This is a genomic window from Pedobacter chinensis, assembly GCF_003339865.1.
Lineage (GTDB): Bacteria > Bacteroidota > Bacteroidia > Sphingobacteriales > Sphingobacteriaceae > Pedobacter > Pedobacter chinensis.
The window spans coordinates 221,980-242,762 of the sequence record NZ_QPKV01000001.1; the positions used below are offsets into that span (position 1 = coordinate 221,980).

General features: G+C 35.4%; 19 protein-coding genes. 12 read left to right on the forward strand and 7 right to left on the reverse strand.

The genetic code is table 11. The features are described 5' to 3' along the window. The first annotated feature begins 172 nt into the window (after positions 1 to 172). The 8 genes from DU508_RS00895 to DU508_RS00930 all read left to right on the forward strand — a co-directional run bounded on the left by DU508_RS00895 (position 173) and on the right by DU508_RS00930 (position 10,022). Positions 173 to 3,454: a SusC/RagA family TonB-linked outer membrane protein gene (locus DU508_RS00895; RefSeq protein ID WP_199562622.1), complete on the forward strand. Its 3,282-nt coding sequence runs from the start codon at positions 173 to 175 to the stop codon at positions 3,452 to 3,454. A gap of 43 nt (positions 3,455 to 3,497) precedes the next feature. Continuing rightward, the gene (locus DU508_RS00900) at positions 3,498 to 5,048 is read left to right on the forward strand and encodes a SusD/RagB family nutrient-binding outer membrane lipoprotein (protein ID WP_199562623.1); all 1,551 of its coding nucleotides are present in this window, start codon (positions 3,498 to 3,500) and stop codon (positions 5,046 to 5,048) included. A gap of 129 nt (positions 5,049 to 5,177) precedes the next feature. After that, complete coding sequence (locus DU508_RS00905) at positions 5,178 to 6,278, forward strand: MBL fold metallo-hydrolase (RefSeq protein WP_115400963.1); 1,101 nt, start codon at positions 5,178 to 5,180, stop codon at positions 6,276 to 6,278. A 46-nt stretch (positions 6,279 to 6,324) separates the two neighbouring features. Further along, a complete protein-coding gene (locus DU508_RS00910) occupies positions 6,325 to 6,687 on the forward strand; it encodes a hypothetical protein (protein ID WP_115400964.1) in 363 nt (120 codons plus the stop codon). 50 nt (positions 6,688 to 6,737) lie between these two features. After that, complete coding sequence (locus tag DU508_RS00915) at positions 6,738 to 7,529, forward strand: hypothetical protein (protein WP_115400965.1); 792 nt, start codon at positions 6,738 to 6,740, stop codon at positions 7,527 to 7,529. A gap of 1 nt (position 7,530) precedes the next feature. Beyond that, positions 7,531 to 8,454 (forward strand): tRNA (adenosine(37)-N6)-dimethylallyltransferase MiaA, encoded by a 924-nt coding sequence (miaA, locus tag DU508_RS00920; protein WP_115400966.1) that lies wholly within the window; start codon positions 7,531 to 7,533, stop codon positions 8,452 to 8,454. 117 nt (positions 8,455 to 8,571) lie between these two features. Next, entirely contained in the window at positions 8,572 to 9,072 is a 501-nt protein-coding gene (locus tag DU508_RS00925) for a hypothetical protein (RefSeq protein ID WP_115401028.1), read from the forward strand. A gap of 791 nt (positions 9,073 to 9,863) precedes the next feature. Beyond that, positions 9,864 to 10,022 (forward strand): lmo0937 family membrane protein, encoded by a 159-nt coding sequence (locus tag DU508_RS00930; protein ID WP_109924584.1) that lies wholly within the window; start codon positions 9,864 to 9,866, stop codon positions 10,020 to 10,022. Positions 10,023 to 10,181: 159 nt separating this feature from the next. On the opposite strand, the gene DU508_RS00935 is transcribed toward DU508_RS00930, so the two are convergent. Continuing rightward, positions 10,182 to 10,847, reverse strand: coding sequence for a 2-C-methyl-D-erythritol 4-phosphate cytidylyltransferase (locus tag DU508_RS00935; RefSeq protein WP_115400967.1), 666 nt, complete (start codon positions 10,845 to 10,847; stop codon positions 10,182 to 10,184). 79 nt (positions 10,848 to 10,926) lie between these two features. Next, on the reverse strand, positions 10,927 to 11,976 hold the full coding sequence (gene queA / locus DU508_RS00940) for a tRNA preQ1(34) S-adenosylmethionine ribosyltransferase-isomerase QueA (RefSeq protein ID WP_115400968.1): 1,050 nt from the start codon (positions 11,974 to 11,976) through the stop codon (positions 10,927 to 10,929). A gap of 200 nt (positions 11,977 to 12,176) precedes the next feature. Between queA and DU508_RS00945 the strand changes: the two genes are divergently transcribed. Next, on the forward strand, positions 12,177 to 13,421 hold the full coding sequence (locus tag DU508_RS00945; RefSeq protein WP_115400969.1) for an ABC transporter permease: 1,245 nt from the start codon (positions 12,177 to 12,179) through the stop codon (positions 13,419 to 13,421). 307 nt (positions 13,422 to 13,728) lie between these two features. On the opposite strand, the gene DU508_RS00950 is transcribed toward DU508_RS00945, so the two are convergent. Continuing rightward, entirely contained in the window at positions 13,729 to 14,925 is a 1,197-nt protein-coding gene (locus tag DU508_RS00950; RefSeq protein WP_199562624.1) for a pyridoxal phosphate-dependent aminotransferase, read from the reverse strand. Positions 14,926 to 15,038: 113 nt separating this feature from the next. On the opposite strand from DU508_RS00950, the gene DU508_RS00955 reads away from it, so the two are divergent. From DU508_RS00955 to bioA, 3 genes are read left to right on the forward strand one after another with little or no spacing between them, the layout of a single operon-like run. Continuing rightward, entirely contained in the window at positions 15,039 to 16,025 is a 987-nt protein-coding gene (locus DU508_RS00955; protein ID WP_115400970.1) for a cation diffusion facilitator family transporter, read from the forward strand. Further along, on the forward strand, positions 16,012 to 16,458 hold the full coding sequence (locus DU508_RS00960) for an NUDIX domain-containing protein (protein WP_115400971.1): 447 nt from the start codon (positions 16,012 to 16,014) through the stop codon (positions 16,456 to 16,458). The genes DU508_RS00955 and DU508_RS00960 overlap by 14 nt, the downstream gene beginning before the upstream one ends. Positions 16,459 to 16,468: 10 nt before the next feature. Further along, on the forward strand, positions 16,469 to 17,773 hold the full coding sequence (gene bioA, locus DU508_RS00965) for an adenosylmethionine--8-amino-7-oxononanoate transaminase (protein WP_115400972.1): 1,305 nt from the start codon (positions 16,469 to 16,471) through the stop codon (positions 17,771 to 17,773). A gap of 108 nt (positions 17,774 to 17,881) precedes the next feature. Here the strand turns inward: bioA and DU508_RS00970 are convergent, their stop codons facing one another. From DU508_RS00970 to DU508_RS00985, 4 genes are all read right to left on the reverse strand, one after another. Continuing rightward, entirely contained in the window at positions 17,882 to 18,316 is a 435-nt protein-coding gene (locus DU508_RS00970; protein WP_115400973.1) for an SRPBCC family protein, read from the reverse strand. Between the two features lie 24 nt (positions 18,317 to 18,340). Beyond that, positions 18,341 to 18,757 carry a VOC family protein gene (locus tag DU508_RS00975; RefSeq protein WP_115400974.1) on the reverse strand — a complete coding sequence of 139 codons (417 nt, stop codon included), beginning with the start codon at positions 18,755 to 18,757 and terminating at the stop codon, positions 18,341 to 18,343. Positions 18,758 to 18,852: 95 nt separating this feature from the next. Continuing rightward, positions 18,853 to 19,197, reverse strand: a complete 345-nt coding sequence (locus DU508_RS00980; RefSeq protein WP_115400975.1) for an MmcQ/YjbR family DNA-binding protein — start codon at positions 19,195 to 19,197, stop codon at positions 18,853 to 18,855. A gap of 143 nt (positions 19,198 to 19,340) precedes the next feature. Continuing rightward, complete coding sequence (locus DU508_RS00985; protein WP_115400976.1) at positions 19,341 to 20,714, reverse strand: exonuclease domain-containing protein; 1,374 nt, start codon at positions 20,712 to 20,714, stop codon at positions 19,341 to 19,343. Between the last annotated feature and the right edge of the window lie 69 nt (positions 20,715 to 20,783).

Genomic DNA, 20,783 nt, shown 5'->3' on the forward strand with positions numbered 1-20,783 from the left:
TCCCGTTATAAAGTTTGGGATTAACAATCCTACGCCGATAAATCTGCAATAGGACAACAATAAGTTATCTAAGCTATAATGTTTTAAACCCAAATTCAAAGTTATGAATTTTAGTACATTCTTTAATACTGTATTTGAGATACTGTATAAACCAAAACAACTCATACTGGTTATGAAGCTAACAACAATACTTTTACTCACTGTCCTTTGTCAGGTTAGAGCGAGTGTTTATAGCCAAAACATTACCCTGAATTATAAAAATGTTTCAATGGATGCCATTTTTAAATCAATAGAAAAACAGAGTGAATATGTTTTTTTATATGATAATTTAGAACTCACAAAGGCCCAGAAAATATCAATTGATGTTAAAAATGCATCAATTGATCAGGTTTTGGATTTGTGTTTCAAAGATCAGCCTTTAAGCTATAAGATTTTTGAGAAAACCATAGTACTCAAAAAAAAGGACCAGATTACTAAACCTACGGTATTTGAAATTATCCGTGGTAAGATTTTAGACGAAACAGGAGCGCCCATTATTGGAGCAAGTGTTTTAATTAAAGGAACTAAAATTGGTACTACAACTGATGCAAATGGAGTGTTTTCAATTAATGCACCTGCGGGCTCTGTATTAGTGGTTTCATATCTCGGATATATTTCAAAAGAAGTATCGGTTGGTGAAAACAAAGATTACAACATTACTTTAGAACCTGCTCCTAATAGTTTAACCGATGTAGTGGTAACTGCATTGGGGGTAAAACGTTCAGAAAAATCGTTGGGATATGCAGTGCAAAAAGTTGCAGGTAAAGATTTGCAAACGGTAAAAGGTGTTGATATAGGAACTTCTTTAACTGGTAGAGTAGCTGGATTAGTAGTCAAAAACTCAACAGAATTTAACGCAAGACCAACAATCGAATTAAGGGGCGAGGGTGCGTTATTGGTTATTGATGGCGTTCCTTATGGCAATTTAACCTTAAGAGATGTTCCAACTGACGATATTGAAAGTATGGATATCTTAAAAGGCCCTACAGCGTCAGCACTTTATGGCTCCAGAGCTTCAGGAGGTGTTTTATTAATTACAACGAAAAAAGGTTCGAACACGAAAGGATTCTCAGTTGATTTTAATAGTAATACAATGGCTCAACTTGGATATTTAGCCATTCCGGAAGTTCAAAGTTCTTATGCAAGAGGTCAAAATGGCGTAATTGATAACGATTATGTTTGGGGGCCAAAACTTGATATCGGTGGTACAGCCAGAGATTGGAATCCTATAACAATGCAATTTGAAGACAATCGCCCATTATTGTCAGTAGGGAAAGACAATTTAAAAAACTTCACGAGTACAGGCTTCATACTTAACAATAATATTAGTTTGGCCCAAACTGGAGAAAATGGAAGTTTTAGAGTTGGCATTAACGATATTTATAATAAAGGTCAGTTCCCAAATCAAAAACTAAACATGTTAAATCTTACCCTTGCCGGAGAGATAAAACTAAGTGATAAATTTAAATTAGAAAGTCATGTGGGAATGAGCAGACGTTGGTCTGACCAGATTTGGGGTGGAGGATATAATGACCAGGGTTATTTATATCAGTTGATTATGTGGACCGGACCAGAGTATGATATTAGAGACTATAAAAATTACTGGAAAGAACCCAATAAAACTCAAAACTGGATATACTCCAACTGGTATGATAACCCTTATTTGATCGCTTACGAAAAATTAAGCGGATATCAGCAAAATACCGTTAATGCAAACATTACGGCAAATTATCAAATCACGCCAGACTTAAATTTCCTGGTTAGATTAGGATACGACAATTATAACAACAAGTCGACCATGCGTAATCCTGCTGCCAATATTTACTCCACAAGAGGTGGATGGAATGCCAGAGGAATGTACTCGATAACAGATTCGAGGGGATTTAGTACAAATGATGATGCGATATTGAGTTATAAAAAGAAAATTAATAAATGGTCATTTGATGCTTTAGCCGGAGGAACAATTTATTATTGGATTGATGAATCTTTAAGTGGTACCACAAGAAATGGATTGATAAGTCCAACATTTTACTCTTTGGCCGGCTCAATTGAACCACCAACAGTTTCTCAATCTTATTCAACCAGACAAATTAATAGTCTCTATGCGAGGGCATCAATTGGCTGGAATGATGCTGTGTTTTTAGATTTCACGGGTAGAAATGACTGGAATTCAGCTCAACCTAAAAGCTCCAGATCTTACTTTTATCCTTCAATTGGATCAAGTGTGGTTATCTCCGAGTTGATTAAGATGCCAGAACTAATTGATATGTTTAAAGTGAGAGGTTCATGGGCAGTGTTCAAAACCGCATTGAATCCTTATGCAACAAACAGAAATTATGGTACCACTACATCAGCCTGGAATAACTTAAATTCTGCCAATTATCCATCATCATTACTAGGCGCAAACTTACTTCCAAGTTCGCAAAGAACTTATGAAATTGGTGCCGCAAGTTACTTATTTAAAAAACGCCTGCATTTTGATATAGCTTATTTTAATAAACTTTATTACAACCAGCAAGTAAGTACACCGATACCGGCAACATCGGGGTTTTCATCAACACTGGTTAATACTCAGGAAACATTTGAAAGAAAAGGTTTGGAGGTTACTGTTGATGGATCAATCATTAAAAACAAAAACTTCGAATGGTATTCAACAATCAATTGGTCGAAACAACATCGCTATTATGTAGATCTTGATCCGGTTTACTCAGCAGATAATTTGTGGGTTAAAAAAGGAGAAAGATTAGATATTTACACCGATAATTATTGGTTAACTGATCCAAATGGAAATGTAATATACGAAAGTGGCTTTCCGGTGTGGAGCAATTATGTTAAAAAGTATGGTTACAGGGATCCTGATTTTACTTTCGGTTTCATCAATAACTTTACTTACAAAAACTGGAATTTAGGAGTGAACATTGATGGGAGAATTGGCGGCTTAATGTACAACTACGTGTATGACAAAATGTGGGATTCTGGTACAAATCCTGAATCAGATAATATTTATCGCTACAATCAGGTGGTATTAGGTCAAAATAATTTTGTTGGCCAGGGAGTTAAAGTTATCTCCGGAACCGTAACCTATGATAAGTACGGTCAAATTACCAGTGATACCCGTCAGTATGCGCCAAATGACCAGCAGATTGGATACCAGGATTATGCACAATGGTATAGAGGTGGTGACGCGGGCGCGCAAAAACAATCTTTTATTAAATTAAGAGAAGTATCGTTAGGTTATCAATTCCCATCCAGGTTTGTGAGTAAGCTCGGTTTGAAAAATGCTTCATTCTCATTAACCGGACAAAATCTTTACATGTGGACCAAATTCAAATTCTCAGATCCGGATGTTGATACCGAAAACCTAAATTCCCCATCTATGAGAATGATTGGTTTTAATTTAAAAATTGGATTATAGTGTTATTCAGGCAATTCTAAAAGAGATTTTTATGAAAAATAATATGAAAAAAATTATCCTCTTAATTCCCATAGTGGTTTTAATGATTGGTAGCTGTAAAAAGTTTGAGCAAATAAATACAAATCCAAATGCAACAACTCAGGTTAACTCGGCAATGCTTGCAACAAGTATGATTCTGAGCATTACCAGGGGCGATATCAGCACTCAGAAAAGTTTTATGCAACCTTACCTGTTAGGAAAATATCTTACCTGGGGAGAAGGTCAGGAAAACGCCCAATACAACAATATCAGCAGAGCAGATTTTGGTCGTATAACGCTGTTAAGAAATGTTACTCCTATGGTGAATTATGCAACAACAGATGGTTTGAAAAAATCGTATGATGGTTTAGGTCATTTTATTCGTGCCTGGCAATTTTTTATGGCAACCATGCAAGTAGGAGATATTCCGTATTCTGAAGCTGTTAAAGGCGAAACTGATGCTATACTACAACCTAAATATGATTCGCAGAAAGCTGTTTTTTTAGGCATTTTAAACGAACTCGATCAAGCTAATACCTTGTTTTCGCAAGGTACAAACTTTGATGGTGATCCTATTTATGGCGGTAATGTAGACAAATGGCGAAGATTGACCAATAGTTTTCAATTACATGTTTTAATAAATCTGTATAAAAAAACAGCCGATGCAGATTTAAAAGTTATTGAACGTTTTAAAGATATCGCTGCAAACAGACCAATAATGAGAGATTACAGAGATAATTTTGCATTAGCTTATAATTCAACCGCAGGGCAAAATTATCCATGGAGCGATGTACCCGCAGGCTCAGGAAACTCGTTCGTAAAATCGAATTATACGATGTTAACGAACGTATTGCTGGAACCCTTGAAAACACTGCAAGACAAGCGTTTATTCTATTTTGCCAAACCCTCACCAGTAAAAATAGCAGCGGGCTTAAGTGAAACAGACTATAATGCATATCCAAGTGTAGAACCTTCTGATTCTTTTTCAAGTTTACAAACCAGAAGAGTAAATAAAGATTATTCTGATATTAATAACAGATATGTTCAATTGGTAAATGCCGAACCAGTCGGTGTATTTAATTATTGGGATCAAGAGCTTGCACTTGCTGAAGGTGCAGTTAGAGGATGGATTACTACCACACCTGCTCAAACTCATTATGCATCAGCAATTACAAATTCAATGAATTTTATAGTTGCTTACACACCAGATGTAGCCGATTACCACCATAATATGAAAATGGATGCTGCGTATATTGCAGCCTATCCTTCAACACCTGGCGTGGCTTTAGCTGGAACAGCCGAGGAACAAATCGCCCAAATTATTACACAAAAATATCTGGCAAATTTCTTGCAGGGGCCCAAGTATTTAGGTTGGTTTGAGAATAGAAGAACTGGTTATCCGGTATTTAAGTTAAATTCTTCAACAAATTTAAATACTCCTTCAAGCAAATTTCCACTACGTTGGTTATATCCTTTAAATGAGCTGAATTACAATGGAGCCAATTTGGCTGCCGCTGTAGCAAGTCAATATGGAGGTAATGATGATCAAAACCAAACCATGTGGTTATTGAAGTAAAAGCGCTCTTAGGTATATTAATGATTGAAAAGCTCCAATTTATTGGAGCTTTTTTATTTTGCTTTCCGCTGACGTAATTATTTTAAACATCATTTATCTAATACGTACATTGCTTAAAATTTTAATTTCATGATTGCTGTTTATATAATACTGATTTTAACACTGTTTTTTCTCCTGATTCTAAACCTTCCCGTATTCGGAAGGTTGCCACATGGATTGAGGTTAGATAAAATTCATCATCTGTCAAACTATCGTGATGGTGCGTTGCAAAACCTTTCCGTTACACCAATGCAGCCAGAGGGAGTTAGTTTTTTTAAAGTGCTGAAGGCTTTTTTATTTGATAAGCAACCAAACAAAATTCCGCAAAAAGAATTAAGTTTTGTTAAACCCGATTTGAATGGTAAAACAAGAACCCAATCTCCGGAAGTTATCTGGTTCGGGCATTCTTCATACCTGATTAAAGTTGATGGTTTAAAAGTTTTAGTAGATCCCGTATTTAACAAATCCCCGTCTCCGTTTTCTTTTATTGGGAGCAAGGCATTCCCTGGAACAGACTTTGTTAAAGCAGACGATTTTAAAGAAATCGATGTGATTTTGATCACACATGATCATTACGATCATTTAGATTACCAAAGTATATTGAAATTAGCCCCTAAGACAAAAGAAATCATTACTTCGTTGGGTGTTGGAGCTCATTTGGAAAGATGGGGGATTAATGCATCGAAAATAAAAGAATTGTGTTGGGGAGAGTCTTTAAGCTTTTCCAATGGAATAAAATTCACAGCCGTTCCGGCAAGGCATTTTACTGGCAGAAAATTTAAACGTAATCAAACACTTTGGTCGGCTTTTATAATGCAGGCCGCCCATAGCAAACTTTTTTTAGGTGGCGATTCAGGCTATGATACCCATTTTGTTAAAATCGGAGAAGAGTTTGGTCCGTTTGATTTGGCCTTATTGGAATGCGGACAATACAATGCATACTGGCCATATATCCATATGTTCCCTGAAGAAACCGTACAGGCCGCAATAGATTTAAAAGCAAAAGTTTTAATGCCAGTACATTGGGGCAAATTTAGTTTAGCCATGCATCCCTGGAACGAGCCGATCACTCGTGTAGTGGCTGCAGCAGCAAAAAAACAATTACAAATTGTGACGCCAAGATTGGGTGAAACCGTTGTTTTAAATGATTATTTGCCAACTACTGCGTGGTGGCTTGATGATAAAACTTAAACAATATTTCTCTTTTGATGTTTAAAATCTAAAATCAAAATACATTATGAAAACTGACCTTGTAGAAATCTTTCAAACCATAAGGGCAAGCGTTCAACCTTATGCCACGCTTGGCTATACTGTACATGAAAACTCTGAAACCGGATATGATCTTTACAGTGAAAAAAACATTGAAAAAGATGGACAAAAAGTTACTGAACGTTTTTTTGCAGGCATATACATTAATGGAGATGTGGTAGAAGTAAAAGTTAATACAAGCGAATTCTCTGCTTCCAATCAAAATCTGGTAAGTTTTGGTAATGATATAGCAGGGTTGAAAATTGATAAACTTGACGATGCTCAACTCAAAGAAGTAGAAACATTAATTGAAATTATTCACGTTAACTTCAAAGAAAAAGAATGGATTTAAAATCAGTTGGTTAAATTTGCGTGGATTTTAAAGCTATTCAAATAAATTAATTGAACAACTCAATACCTGAAAAAAATATTATCTGGCATCATCAATTATGTTCGGCGTTAGCCGAATTAAAAATTGAATGCCATTTTTTTTGGTTTAATGATTTTGAATTGCTCAAACTGGTTGATCATGATTTTACCATCCATTTGGTTAATTTAAACCATCATTTTTGTCCGGAAGATCTTACTAAGCTACAAGGTGAATATACCGCTAAAGGACCAAAACTAATTCATTTATGGGAAGATGTTTGGATAACCAGATCGAAACAAGTTCTTGGCCGGATTGCTTCTCTGTTAGGTTTAAATAACCGGATTCACGGAAGAAAAACTACTATTCAAAAAATAACAAAGCCGATTGCTCAATCATTTTTAAATGAAAACCATTTACAGGGATATGTGAGCAGCAGATATAAGCTTGGATTGTTTGACAAGGAACAGCTTGTGGCGGTGGCCACTTTTTCAGCTTTACGTAAAATGAATTACGAGGAAAATTACAAGTCTGCAGAATTAATCAGGTTTGCCGTTAAAACAGGTTATTCAGTTACGGGTGGTTTGAGTAAACTGATATCTCATTTTTCTGAACAATACAAGCCAGACGATTTAATGACCTATGCCGATCGGGATTGGTCAACAGGAGGAGCTTACGTGAAGTTAGGCTTTATTAATACAGATTCATTACCGCCACAATATTTTTGCCTCGATGAACACTTTAATCGTTCCTTAATAAAAGAAAATCATTTTCCCAGGAAAACGGTATTTAATACAGGCAGCTTAAAATATATCTTAAAGTTTTAGCATGATTGATTTTAATCTGATTATTATTTTAGGTGCAACCGCGTCGGGCAAAACCAAGCTGGCAGTTCAACTGGCTCAGGCTTTAAATGGAGAAATAATCAGTGCAGATAGCCGTCAGGTTTTTAAACACATGGATATTGGAACAGGAAAAGACCTTCAGGAATATCAAGTCGATGATCAAAAGATTCCCTACCATTTAATTGATATATTGGAAGCTGGTGACCGGTATCATGTTGATGCATTTAAAAATGATTTTTATAAAGCTTTTGATGATATCACTAAACGGGGGAAAGTTCCGGTTTTATGCGGAGGTACCGGAATGTACATTCACAGTCTTTTGCAAAAACAAGACTATACATCCATCCCTGTAAATGAAAATTTAAGAAAAAGTTTGGAAAAATATGAGAAGGATGAATTAATTGAGAAGTTAAATACCCGTGATAATATAGAATACGTTGACTTAAATTCTAAAAAGAGAATAATAAGAGCAATTGAAATAGCTGAATTTTTAAAATTTAATTCTTTGGAAACAGTTAAAAGACCCGAGCTTATGCCTATAATTTTTGGTTTAAAAAATCAGGTTGAAATTACCCGGGCTAAAATTTTAACCCGATTGGATGAACGATTGAAAAGCGGGATGATTGAGGAAGTAAGAAAGCTTATTGACGATGGAATATCAAAAGAAATTTTAATTTTTTACGGCTTGGAATATAAATTTATTGTCAATTACCTGGAGGGGCAGTTAAGCTACGATGAACTTAAATTGCGATTAGGAACGGCAATTTGTCAGTATGCAAAACGTCAGAACACCTTTTTTAGAAAAATGGAAAAGGATAAAGTGGATATTATCTGGCTGAATGCAAATGAAGAAATAAACCAATTAAAACAACAGATTCTAAATAAAGTTTCAATTAAGATTAATTAACAAAAATTGCTTGTTTTTGACCTGTTTATGGCTCAAATGATGCTAAAAAGGCCCTTTTGGCACAACCTTTGTGTTTATGAAAAACATATTAGTTTAACTCAAAAACAATATCTTAAAATGAAAACAATTACTAAAATCATTGCTACCTCAGCAGCTGTTGTGGCATTATTCTTTACTACAAATGTTAAAGCTCAATCAACAAATTTGGGAATAGGATTAAATGTAGGCGCTGGAACATCAACTGGTTACGGCCTGGTTCTAGGTGGAGATATCAGATATCAGTTTAATGTTGATAAACAGTTGTCAATTCCAATTACAGCTGGTTATAACAATTTTTCTATTAAAGATTCTTACGGAGGGGGTAGTTTTGGAGTTATTCCTGTTAAAGTAGGAGCAAAATACTTTTTTAGTGATTCTGGTGCAGGTGCTTATGGCTTAGCTGAACTTGGTGCTGGATTTGGTACGAATAAAGGCGCAGGAACATCATTTGTGTATTCTCCTGCTATCGGATATTCTTGGAGTAACGGCTTAGATCTAGCTGCTAAATACGAAGGATATTCAAACAACGGCAGCATCGGTTTTGCAGGTATCCGTTTAGCTTACGGATTTAGCTTGTAATTTAATTTGAAGAGCCTCAGCAAAAGTGGCTGTTGCACAAATTAAAATAAAAGGCCGAATAACATTTTAAATTAAATGGTTATTCGGCTTTTTGCATTTTAAAATAGATGAATAACCATCAATGTGCCTAAATCCAATTCTTTTCTATAAGTACATTACGCCAGCCAGGAACTCTCGTTCAACAACACCCTGTATAGTAGCATAGGCTGTCCATGACCAACCTTTTAACCAATCCCTTTTCAATCTACTGGTGATACCAGCTTTAAATATGGCAGTAATTCTTCACTGTTAAAAAACTGCCTCATTTGACTTAAAGTAGAATGCCACTGAAGTTCCTCATTAAGCTCTTATCCAAAAATAAAGGATATCCAATCGCGTCCACGTAGCGGCAAATCATGCGCCTGTTAGCGCTCAGGTTCTCTGAAGAATCAACAATTATGAAGTTTGAGGGAAACAACCAGATCAATGCCCTTCTGATCTTCTTTTCCATGAATATTTGCTATATAAAAAGTTAACATCATTTTTAATGCTTTGTATAGCTAATATAAAATAGTAAATACCTGAATGTCAATACATTAATTAAAAAAAAAGTAATGAATATTTTATTGTTGGCTCTTTTTTAAGCCAATGATGTTGTAGTTAGGCAATGAACAATAAATGCTGCAGATTTTTTTGTTAATAAAATTTAAATATGATTGATAATCAATTGTTTACGATTATAATTTACATTTTTTAAACAAAACTTTTGCCCATGTGTTAGTACAGTAATATTTACTTAAAAAATTAACACTATGGGAAATTTATTGTATTTAGTCGCAGTAGTATTGGTTATACTATGGGTGATTGGTTTTGTATTCCACGGCTTCGGCGATGTGGGAGGAATAATTCACGTTTTATTAGTGATCGCAGTTATTGCAATCTTGCTGAAAGTAATCGGCAGAGCAGCGTAAAATATAAACGAGCATTATTGATTGGTAGCATTGCTACAAAATCAGTAGAACTTAAAAGAGGAATCTCATTAGAAATTCCTCTTTTTGTTTATTCTTTACAAAGTCAAGATAACAATATTGATGTTAGATGATTTTATATCACTTGTTTGTTTACGCCAATTATTTTTTTAATAATAATTCTGCCAGTTCCAAATCAATAGGGTAAGTGATTTTAATATTATTTCTCTCCCCCTCAACGATATTGATTTCATAACCAATCGATTCGACAACACTTGCGTCATCAGTAAAATGAATAGAATAATCTTGCTGATAAGCCTCCTTTAAAATTTCAGAACCAAAAGTTTGAGGTGTTTGAACAAGATAGATTTCATCGCGCTTTAAGGCAGAAGTTTTATCATCTCTAAGCATTCTGACACTGTCGCTTGACTGAACAGCTGCAATTACATTTCCTTGCATTTCTGCGCTCTTAAAACAGTTATCAATCAATTCTTTTGATACCAATGGACGAACTGCATCATGAATAGCAACAATGCTTTCCTCGTTAATGGTTTCAAGCGCATTCTTAACTGAATAAAAACGTTCTGAGCCTCCATCAATAACTTCATGAGGGATGCGGAAATTAAACTCTTCACAAAGTCTTTTCCAGTATCCCTGCTGTTCCTTGTTTAAAACCAATAAAATTTTGGGTTGAGAATCGCTTTGTGCAAATGCTTTTATGGTGTGCATTAAAACCGGGAGGTTTTTGAGCAACAAAAATTGTTTTGGGGTTTCTGTCTGCATCCGATTTCCAGAACCGCCTGCTACAATTATAGCGTAGTATTTCATGTGGTAAGATATGAGATTATAGATTTGAGATATGAGATTTTGAGCCCTAAACTCAAATCTCATATCTCCATACTCAAATCTATATAATTAGCATGGCATCACCATAGCTATAAAATTTGTATTTTTCTTTAACCGCTACTTCGTAAGCATTCATTACGTTTTCGTAACCACCAAACGCACTTACCATCATCAGTAAAGTAGATTCTGGTGTGTGGAAGTTAGTGATCATCGAATTTGCAATGCTAAAATCGTAAGGAGGGAAGATGAACTTACTAGTCCAGTCGTTAGCGGCCTTCAAAGTTCTGTTTGCCGAAACTGCTGATTCGATCGCACGCATAGATGTTGTACCCACCGCACAGATTTTTCTTTTCTCTTCGATTGCTTTATTTACGATGTTGGCATCCTTCTGCTCAATAATGAATTGTTCAGAATCCATTTTGTGTTTGGTTAAATCTTCAACCTCAACGGTTCTGAATGTGCCTAAACCAACATGTAAAGTAACCTCTGCAAATTCCACACCTTTAAGTTCGAGGCGTTTCATTAACTCGCGGCTAAAGTGCAAGCCAGCCGTTGGAGCAGCTACAGCACCTTCATGCTTTGCAAAAATGGTTTGGTAACGTTCTTTATCTTCAGCAGTTGCTTTGCGTTTAATGTATTTAGGAAGTGGTGTTTCACCTAAAATCTCCACGTTTCTTCTGAATTCTTCGTCGGTGCCTTCAAATAAAAAGCGGATGGTACGGCCACGGGAAGTGGTGTTGTCTACAACTTCAGCAACCAATAAATCATTATCGCCAAAATATAACTTGTTTCCAACACGGATTTTACGTGCCGGATCTACTAAAACATCCCATAAACGTAACTCTTTGTTTAATTCGCGTAACAAGAAAACTTCGATGGTTGCACCGGTTTTTTCTTTGTTTCCATATAAACGAGCAGGAAAAACCTTAGTATTATTTAATATCATTACGTCTTTGTCATCGAAATAACCTAAAACGTCTTTGAAAATTTTATGTTCAATTTTACCGCTGTCTTTGTGTAAAACCATTAAACGTGCTTCGTCGCGTTGTTCTGCAGGGTTACTAGCTACTAATGATTCTGGTAAGTTGAATTTGAATTGTGATAATTTCATTCTTGATGAATTTTTTGAGGTGCAAAAATACGAATTTAATTTTTCTTTTTCGTATTTTATCAAACGCAATTATAGTATATTATGTTTTAATCCTTTTCTAATTAAAAAATATTAGGTTTAAACCTACAGCACATATAAAAATAACTAGTTTTGAAAATGAGTTGTAACCTTTTTAAGGGCTTTGCATCTAACCATTAATTATGATAATCTTTAGGCTTATAGGCGAGAGTTTCCGTTTTGCTTTTGATGCATTACGCCAGAATAAATTGCGTACCATGTTATCGCTTTTAGCGATTACAATTGGGATTTTTACCATTATTGCTGTTTTTTCGGCGGTAGATACTTTTCGTGGGAAACTTCAGGCTAGCGTAGATAAGCTTGGATCAAATACCATTTATGTTCAGAAATGGCCCTGGAGTTTTGGTGATAATTATCCATGGTGGAAATACATGAATCGTCCGCAACCATCACTTCGCGATTTTGAAGCATTAAGGGAACGCATGGGCAATGCACAGGGTATTACTTTTGAAATCTCTACAAACGATAGAACCATTAAATACAGAAGCAATTCCATTGAAGGAATATCAGTTTGGGCAGCCTCTCATGATTTTAATAAAACCTGGAGTTTTGAGTTGCAGGAAGGAAGATATTTTACAGAAAACGAAAGTAAAAATGGTTCGCCAGTATGCATTCTGGGGTCAGATATTGCAGATGGCCTTTTTGATGGTGATGATCCGGTTGGAAAACAGGTTCAGATTTTAGGCAGGCGATTAACAGTTATCGGCGTTTTCAAAAAAGAAGGTGAAGATATGCTTGGAACCTCACTGGATAAAAATGTTAATATCCCGATTAATTTTGCCAAAGGGATATTGGATATTCAAAATGAGCGTTATGGGCCACAAATTACAGTTCGGGGGAATGACAATGTTTCGTTGGAAGAGGTGGAAAGTGAACTTAAGGGTTTAATGCGTTCTATTCATAGAATTAAACCCGGACAAGAGGAAGACTTCGCTTTAAATAAAACAACTATTATTTCCAATCAATTAGACTCTATGTTTACGATGGTAAATTGGGCGGGGTGGATAATAGGTGGTTTCTCTATTTTAGTAGGCGGTTTTAGTATTGCAAACATCATGTTTGTATCGGTAAAAGAAAGAACGAATATTATTGGAATTCAGAAGTCGCTCGGAGCTAAGAACTATTTTATATTGCTTCAGTTTATTTTCGAATCCATTTCACTCTGCATTCTTGGAGGATTATTAGGTTTACTACTGGTTTATTTAATCGCTTTACTGCTCGGTGCGGTAACAGGTTTTTATATTATTCTGGGCTTAAATAATATTGCCTTAGGGATTTGGATTTCGATTATTATAGGAACGATATCTGGTTTTTGGCCAGCTTATTCCGCATCAAGATTAGATCCGGTTGAAGCGATCAGAAGTTAAACACCTAAATCCCTTAAAGGGAACTTGGCATGGTGTAAATATAAAAGGAACAGATTTATAATTCTTATTTGGAAAGCAAGGTACTGTTCTATTTTATAGTGGTCGTCCTGCTTTTCGCTATATCCCTGATGAAAAATCAGGGGATGCCGCTTCAATCAGGTTTAATTATACAGAAATAGTACAAGCAACCTAAAACGATCGTCATTGCTGGGCACCAAGGAATGTTACTATCGCTGGTCTAAAACCTAATGTTTTAAGATTGCTTCGTGCCTTGCAATGACGAATTTATTATTATCGTTTTAATATATTAATTAAGTTTAGCTAATGCTTCTTTAATTCTCCTCAATGCTTCAACTAAACTTTCATCAGATGCTGCATAAGATAAACGAATGTAGTTGTTATTGCCAAAAGAATCGCCACCAACGGTAGCCACATGTCCAACATTCAATAAGTAAAGGGCTAAATCAGATGAATCTTTGATCACATTCCCGTCAGCATCTTTTTTGCCAAAGAATGAACTGATTTCAGGGAAGAAATAAAATGCGCCATCCGGAAGGTTAGTTTTTACTCCAGGAATTTCATTTAGCAGGTTATAAACCAGTTCTCTGCGGCGCAAGAAAGCTTCTTTCATTTTTAATACGCTTTCTAAGCCTTGTTCGTAAGCAACAATACCGGCTCTTTGTGCAATAGAGCAGGTGCCAGAAGTTGTTTGTCCTTGAAGTTTGTCGTTAGCTGCAGCTATTTCTTTATTTGCAGCAATATAGCCTAGTCTCCAACCCGTCATTGCAAAAGCTTTAGAGAATCCATTCACGATAATCACACGATCTTTTATGCTCTCAAATTGTGCAATCGATTCATGTTTGTCAACAAAATTAATGTGTTCATAAATTTCATCAGACAGGATGTAAATGTTTGGATGTTTTTCGAAAACCTTTACCAAAGCCGCTAATTCTTCTTTACTGTAAACCGATCCGGTAGGATTACAAGGTGATGAGAACATAAAAAGCTTGGTTTTTGGTGTAATTGCAGCTTCTAATTGCTCAGGTGTAATTTTAAAATTGCTTTCAATATCTGTATCAATAAAAACTGATTTACCTTCAGCTAAAACCACCATTTCTGAATATGAAACCCAATATGGAGTAGGGATGATTACTTCATCATCAGGATCAATTAATGTTAAAATTACATTTGAAAGTGATTGTTTTGCCCCTGTTGATACAACAATTTGAGAAACATCGTAATCTAAATTATTTTCAGTTTTCAATTTATTCACAATGGCCTGACGTAAATCAGGGTAACCTGGTACAGGTGAATAGCGGGTATAGTTTTCATCTAATGCTTTTTTTGCTGCATCTTTAACATGGTCTGGCGTATTAAAATCGGGTTCGCCAACACTCAAACTGATGATGTTAATCCCTTTGGATGCGAGTTCGCGGCCAAGTTTGGTCATTTTAAGGGTTGCAGATTCTGATAAACTATTGATTCTTTTAGATAAGGTGCTCATGGTTAATTACTTTGAGCGCAAATATATAAACCAAATATTATTCTGCACTAAAAAAGCTATAGTTTTTATCATTTAATTTATTTGATAAGCGTATTTTTGCTAAAAATAATCCCGTGACGGTAAAAAAGAAAGCTATTGTAATTTCGTTAATCGTGAGTGTTGTACTAATGCTGGCGAAATTTGTGGCTTACTTTATCACAGGTTCTAACGCAATTTTAACCGATGCTGCAGAAAGTATTGTAAACGTAATTGCCGGAAGTTTTGCATTTTACAGTATTTACCTGAGCACGCAACCTCGAGATGAAAACCATCCTTACGGACATGGAAAAGTAGAATTTTTTTCTGCATTTGTAGAAGGGATGTTGATTTTAATTGCTGGTGTAATCATCATTTTTAAATCTTCTTATAATCTGGTTTACCCACATGTTGTTGGTCAACTTTTGGAAGGAACACTTATTATTGGCATAACAGGCCTGGTAAACATGATTGTGGGCTTGTACCTTATTAATGTTGGAAAAGATCAACACTCAGTTACACTACAAGCTGACGGTAAACACCTGTTAACGGATACTTATACAAGCGTAGCTATTGTTTTGGGATTAATTTTAATTCAGTTAACAAATATTATTTGGTTAGATAGTTTTTTATCTGTTTTGGTAGGTTTTTATATCGTTTACTCAGGTTACAAACTTACGCGAGGCTCCGTTGGTGGTTTAATGGATGAAAGTGATTTTACCCTTGTAGAAGAAGTGGTTGATGTATTGCAAAAGAACAGGCACAACCCGTGGATTGATGTTCATAATCTTCGTACGCAACAATATGGACCTGACTTTCATATCGATTGCCACGTAACGCTACCTTATTATTTTGATTTAAACCAAGTTCATCGGGAAATCTCTCAAATTGATGAATTAATTAATAAAAATGGGGTTCGCAAGGCAGAATTATTCATTCATGCTGACCCATGTTTGCCCAAATGTTGTCATTACTGCCACATGAGCGAATGTCCGGTTAGGGCAGAGGCCTTTAGAAAAGAAATTGTCTGGACTCCGGAAATTGTTATTAAAAACAAAAAGCACTTCGAAAATGAGCTACTTTAATGTAAGAGTTTATGGTTTGTTAATCAATGAAAATAACGAAGTTTTGGTCAGTGATGAGGAGGAATATGGTATTCGTTTTAGCAAATTTCCTGGTGGGGGACTTGAGTTTGGTGAAGGATTAATTGATGGTTTGAAACGTGAATTCATGGAAGAATGCAATGCCGAAATTGAAGTGCTATCTCATTTTTACACTACCGATTTTTTTGAAAAATCTTCATTTAACGATAGCCAGGTCATTAGTGTTTACTACATGGTAAAAGAAAAGGCGCCACTGCAATTGGCTTTCAAAACTAAAATATATGATTTTGATAGCGAAGGCGAAATCCTTCAGGCTTTTAGATGGGTGGCCATAAAAAAATTATCCATAAATGAAATCACATTCCGAACAGATCAAACCGTTGCTCAGCTTTTAAAAGACCAATATTCGGGTTAATTATAATTTTATGTCAGATACCTTCAATACACCAGCTCCAACTTCAAACCTCAATTTAACAGAACGAGATCAAAAAGTGATCTGGCATCCCTACACGCAAATGAAAAATGCGTTGCCTCACATTCCAATCGTTAGAGGCGAAGGTGTTTATGTTTTTGATGAAAAAGGTAAAAAGTATATTGATGCAGTTTCTTCATGGTGGGTAAACATTCATGGGCATTCCCATCCTTATATAGCTAAAAAAGTTGCTGAACAGCTTAATGTTTTGGAGCATGTGATTTTTGCTGGTTTTACTCACGAGCCAGCAGTATTGTTGGCTGAAAGACTTCTGCCAATCTTACCAGGACAACAGGATAAAGTGTTTTATACAGATAATGGCTCAACTGCTGTAGAGGTAGCATTAAAAATGTGCCTGCAATATTGGAATAATAAAGGGATACCTAAAACCAAGATTCTGGCATTCAAAAATGCGTATCATGGCGATACTTTCGGCGCCATGTCTGTTAGTGGAAGAAGTATTTTTACCGATGCTTTTAATGGTTTGTTATTCGATGTGGAGTTCATTGATTTGCCAAATGAGGATAACATAGCAAATCTCAAATCACAAATTGCAAATCTCAAATCTAAAACAGCCTGCTTCATATTCGAACCTTTGATTTTAGGCTCAGGCGGAATGCTGATGTATGAAGCTAAATACTTGGATGAGTTGATCTTTGCCTGTAATGAAGCAGAAATTTTAACCATTGCTGATGAGGTAATGACTGGTTTTGGTAGAACGGGAACTTATTTTGCCTGCGAAAAACTGACGAATAAGCCTGATATTTTCTGCTTAAGTAAAGGGTTAACCGGAGGAACAATGCCTCTTGGTATAACCACTTGTAGCAACAAAATTTTTGAAGCATTTTTAAGTGAAGATAAACTTAAAACTTTGTACCATGGGCATTCTTTTACTGCTAATCCAATTGCTTGTGTGGCTTCATTGGCGAGCTTAGATATTTTGTTAGATAGTAAAACGCTTCAAAACATAAAACGAATAGAAAATAAACATGCCGTATTTCTGGAGGAAATCAAATCTCATACAAAAGTAAAAGCAGTAAGACATACCGGAACCATTATCGCTATTGAATGGGAAACAGGAAATGAAACTTCTTATTTAAGCAGTTTGCGTAATTTACTTTATGCTTATTTTTTAGATAAGGGAATTATCCTTCGTCCGCTAGGAAACATTATCTACATTTTACCACCTTATGTGATTAGCGATGAGGATTTGGATTATGTTTACAGCGCGATAAAATCTGCTCTTGAAGAAATTTAAGAAAAGATAGTACACGAAATTCACTATTTCAAATGAAACGCAGTAAATGATTAGAGCTCTTTGAAATGAATAGAATAGACTCTTCGAATCCTATCTTTTTAAAAGATTCTACGTTTCTGGCTCAAGAAAGTTCTTCAATGCATCGTTTACGAAATAATTCCAGCCACCAACAAAATTTTCTTTGCTGAAATCTTTCCCATTTTCTGCGAAGCTTTCCAAACCGGTATGCGATAACTTAAGACGGGTTTGATCTCCTTCTTCAAACAATTCCCATATTACTTCTGTGTTTCCGGGATAACCATCATATTTCCAGGTATAAGCAATCTTTTTTCCATCAACAACTTGTGTGATTTCACAAAGATGGAGAAATTGAGGGCCATCTTCAGGGCCACCACTAAAGTCGAATTTAAATCCAATTTCTGGTTTGAATTCCTTTATTTGAAAATACCACTTTTTGAGTTGATCATGATCCGTCAAAGCATTCCAAACTTTTTCAATTGGTGCATTGTAAACACGTTCTACGATAACTGGTTTAGTATCCATTTTTTTAATAATGTTATTTTGTAGTTAACCTAAAGGCATTTTACTTAAATCCATATAAAGAATACTCCATCTTTGTCCATCTAAATCAATAAAGCCACAACCATACATCCAACCATCTTTATATGCAGGCTCCCCATATAAAGTACCGCCAGCTGCTACAACTTTTTCAGCCAGCTCATCTACTTCTTCCGGGCTTTCCGCATCGAAGGAGAATAATACTTCACTGCCGGAAAGATCATCAGCAATTGAGGTTCCGGCAAAACCTTCATACAATGATCTTTCGAAAAGCATCAATACCAAATCGCTGTCGCCAATCATAAAGCTAGCAGAATCATCGCGAACTCCATATTGCTGGTTTAATCTGAAACCAAGTTTGGTGAAAAACGCTTTTGATCTGTTGATATCCTTCACGGGAAGGTTTATCCAAAGTGATTTTATCATAATATTTTATTAAGTAATAAAGATATTAAACAACAATTTGAAAGATGATAGCTAAAAACGAAAATTTAGAGGGTAATTTGAGACAGATTGATGTATCATTCAGCTACATCCTGATATTTAGCTGCAAGTTTTTGAGGAGCTACATTACAATAAGAAAGTGTTAATGCATCTTTTATCATTTCAGGCTCAACAAACTTAATTTCGAAAATTGTCCAGCCTTGCTTACCCCAGGCGCCTGTTGCAGGGTAAATAGCTGATGGATCGAAATCAGAAAATACAGATTGATCAACTTCTGAGAGTTTAAAAACCGCTTTTAAGTTTTTAGTATCGATCGTTGCAAAAATTTTATCGTTAACTCTAAAAGAGTTCTTATCAAAGTGAGGTTGTTCAGTAGCCTCATCAAAAGATAGGGCCAGTTTTATAAAAGTTGATATATCCATAATTATTTTGTTCTAACTATTTGGTAACATTGCGGCAAGCATAACATCGATGGCAGATTATCAATAATCTTAACTTTGAAAAGTTTTTCATTGACTTGCTTGAAATCATGGTGTCATACTTGAAGCCCACTTCATTAAATTTCTTACAATTTATATAATTTCTGCGGAAATTGTTCTGCGTGGTTTAAAATTAAATTAAGAATATAACTATTAGATTGATAAACAGACAAATCATTTTTGATAGGAGCTAAGCCATCAGATAAATAAGTTTTATCAGTGAAATATCCCATCCCGTAAAATTTTCCTTTTTCTATAACCAGACAGCTAAATTCTTCCTCTTTTCTTCCTTCATCAACAAGCGCAAAACTGGGTTGTAAATTTTGAATTTCATCCAACGCATGGTTAAGTCTTTTATTGTAAACCGACACGGTTTCAATCCCGCTACAGGCACCAAAACATTGTCCGTTTTCATGTGCCGTACATTTTGTAGCTGTTTTTTGAAGATAACATAATTTAGCGCAGAGCTGATATTTCTCTATTAACTGGTTTAAAAAATGATATCCCTCCAATAAGCTGTTGAAGCTTTGAAGAGACTTATTGTTTTTTTTGTGTTTATCTATTGCCAATCGTAAATAACCATTCTGATCTTCGAAAACGTATAAATCATATTTGTGCTCATAACGCTTCATTGCCCGGTTGTTTTCTGGCCAAAGCCGTTTAATCTCATTTGCCTCTAAAATCAATGCCATGAGTTCTGTGCCACAAACAACAAAATCCACATGATGAATGGTTCGTAAAAAATCCTGACGTTGCTTGTTTGGTTTATTCCCGGTAAAATGACTGATCACTCTTTTTTTTAAATCTTTAGCCTTACCCACATATACAATTTTACCTTTATTATCCTTAAAATAATATACTCCGGGCTGATTTGGCAACCTTAAAATTGAAGCTTTATCTAAATGAGGCGGTAAAACCTGCTCTTTGGATGCTTTCTTTAGCATTTCGGCAATTACACCTTCATGATCATTTTCCAATAACAGATTAAATAATATGCTGGTGGCATCAGCATCGCCGGCAGCTCTGTGCCTGTTTTGAATTGGTATTTGCAGTGCACTACACAATTTCCCTAAACTGTAAGAAGATTTTCCAGGGATTAACTTCCTGCTGAGCCTCACTGTGCAAAGTTTTTTACAATTTAAATCGTAACCAAAAGCAGCTAAATGATGTTTCAGAAAAGAATAATCGAAATTTACATTATGGGCTACAAAAATCTTATCGTTAAGTAATTGGTAAATTTGCAAAGCAACATCTTGAAATGTTGGCGCATCTGCCAGCATTGCATCGTCAATTCCTGTTAAAGCTGTAATATAAACAGGTACAGCTTGCTTAGGATTAATCAAAGTTGTAAATGATTCAACTACTTGATTTTCATCATGAATATTGATGGCAACTTCTGTTATTCCATTGGCCGATGCATGACCACCCGTGGTTTCGATATCTACAACTGCGTATAACATGAGGAAATTTTACACTACAAATCTATACTAAAATAGTTAGTAATAAAAATATGCATCGTGATTTGTTGA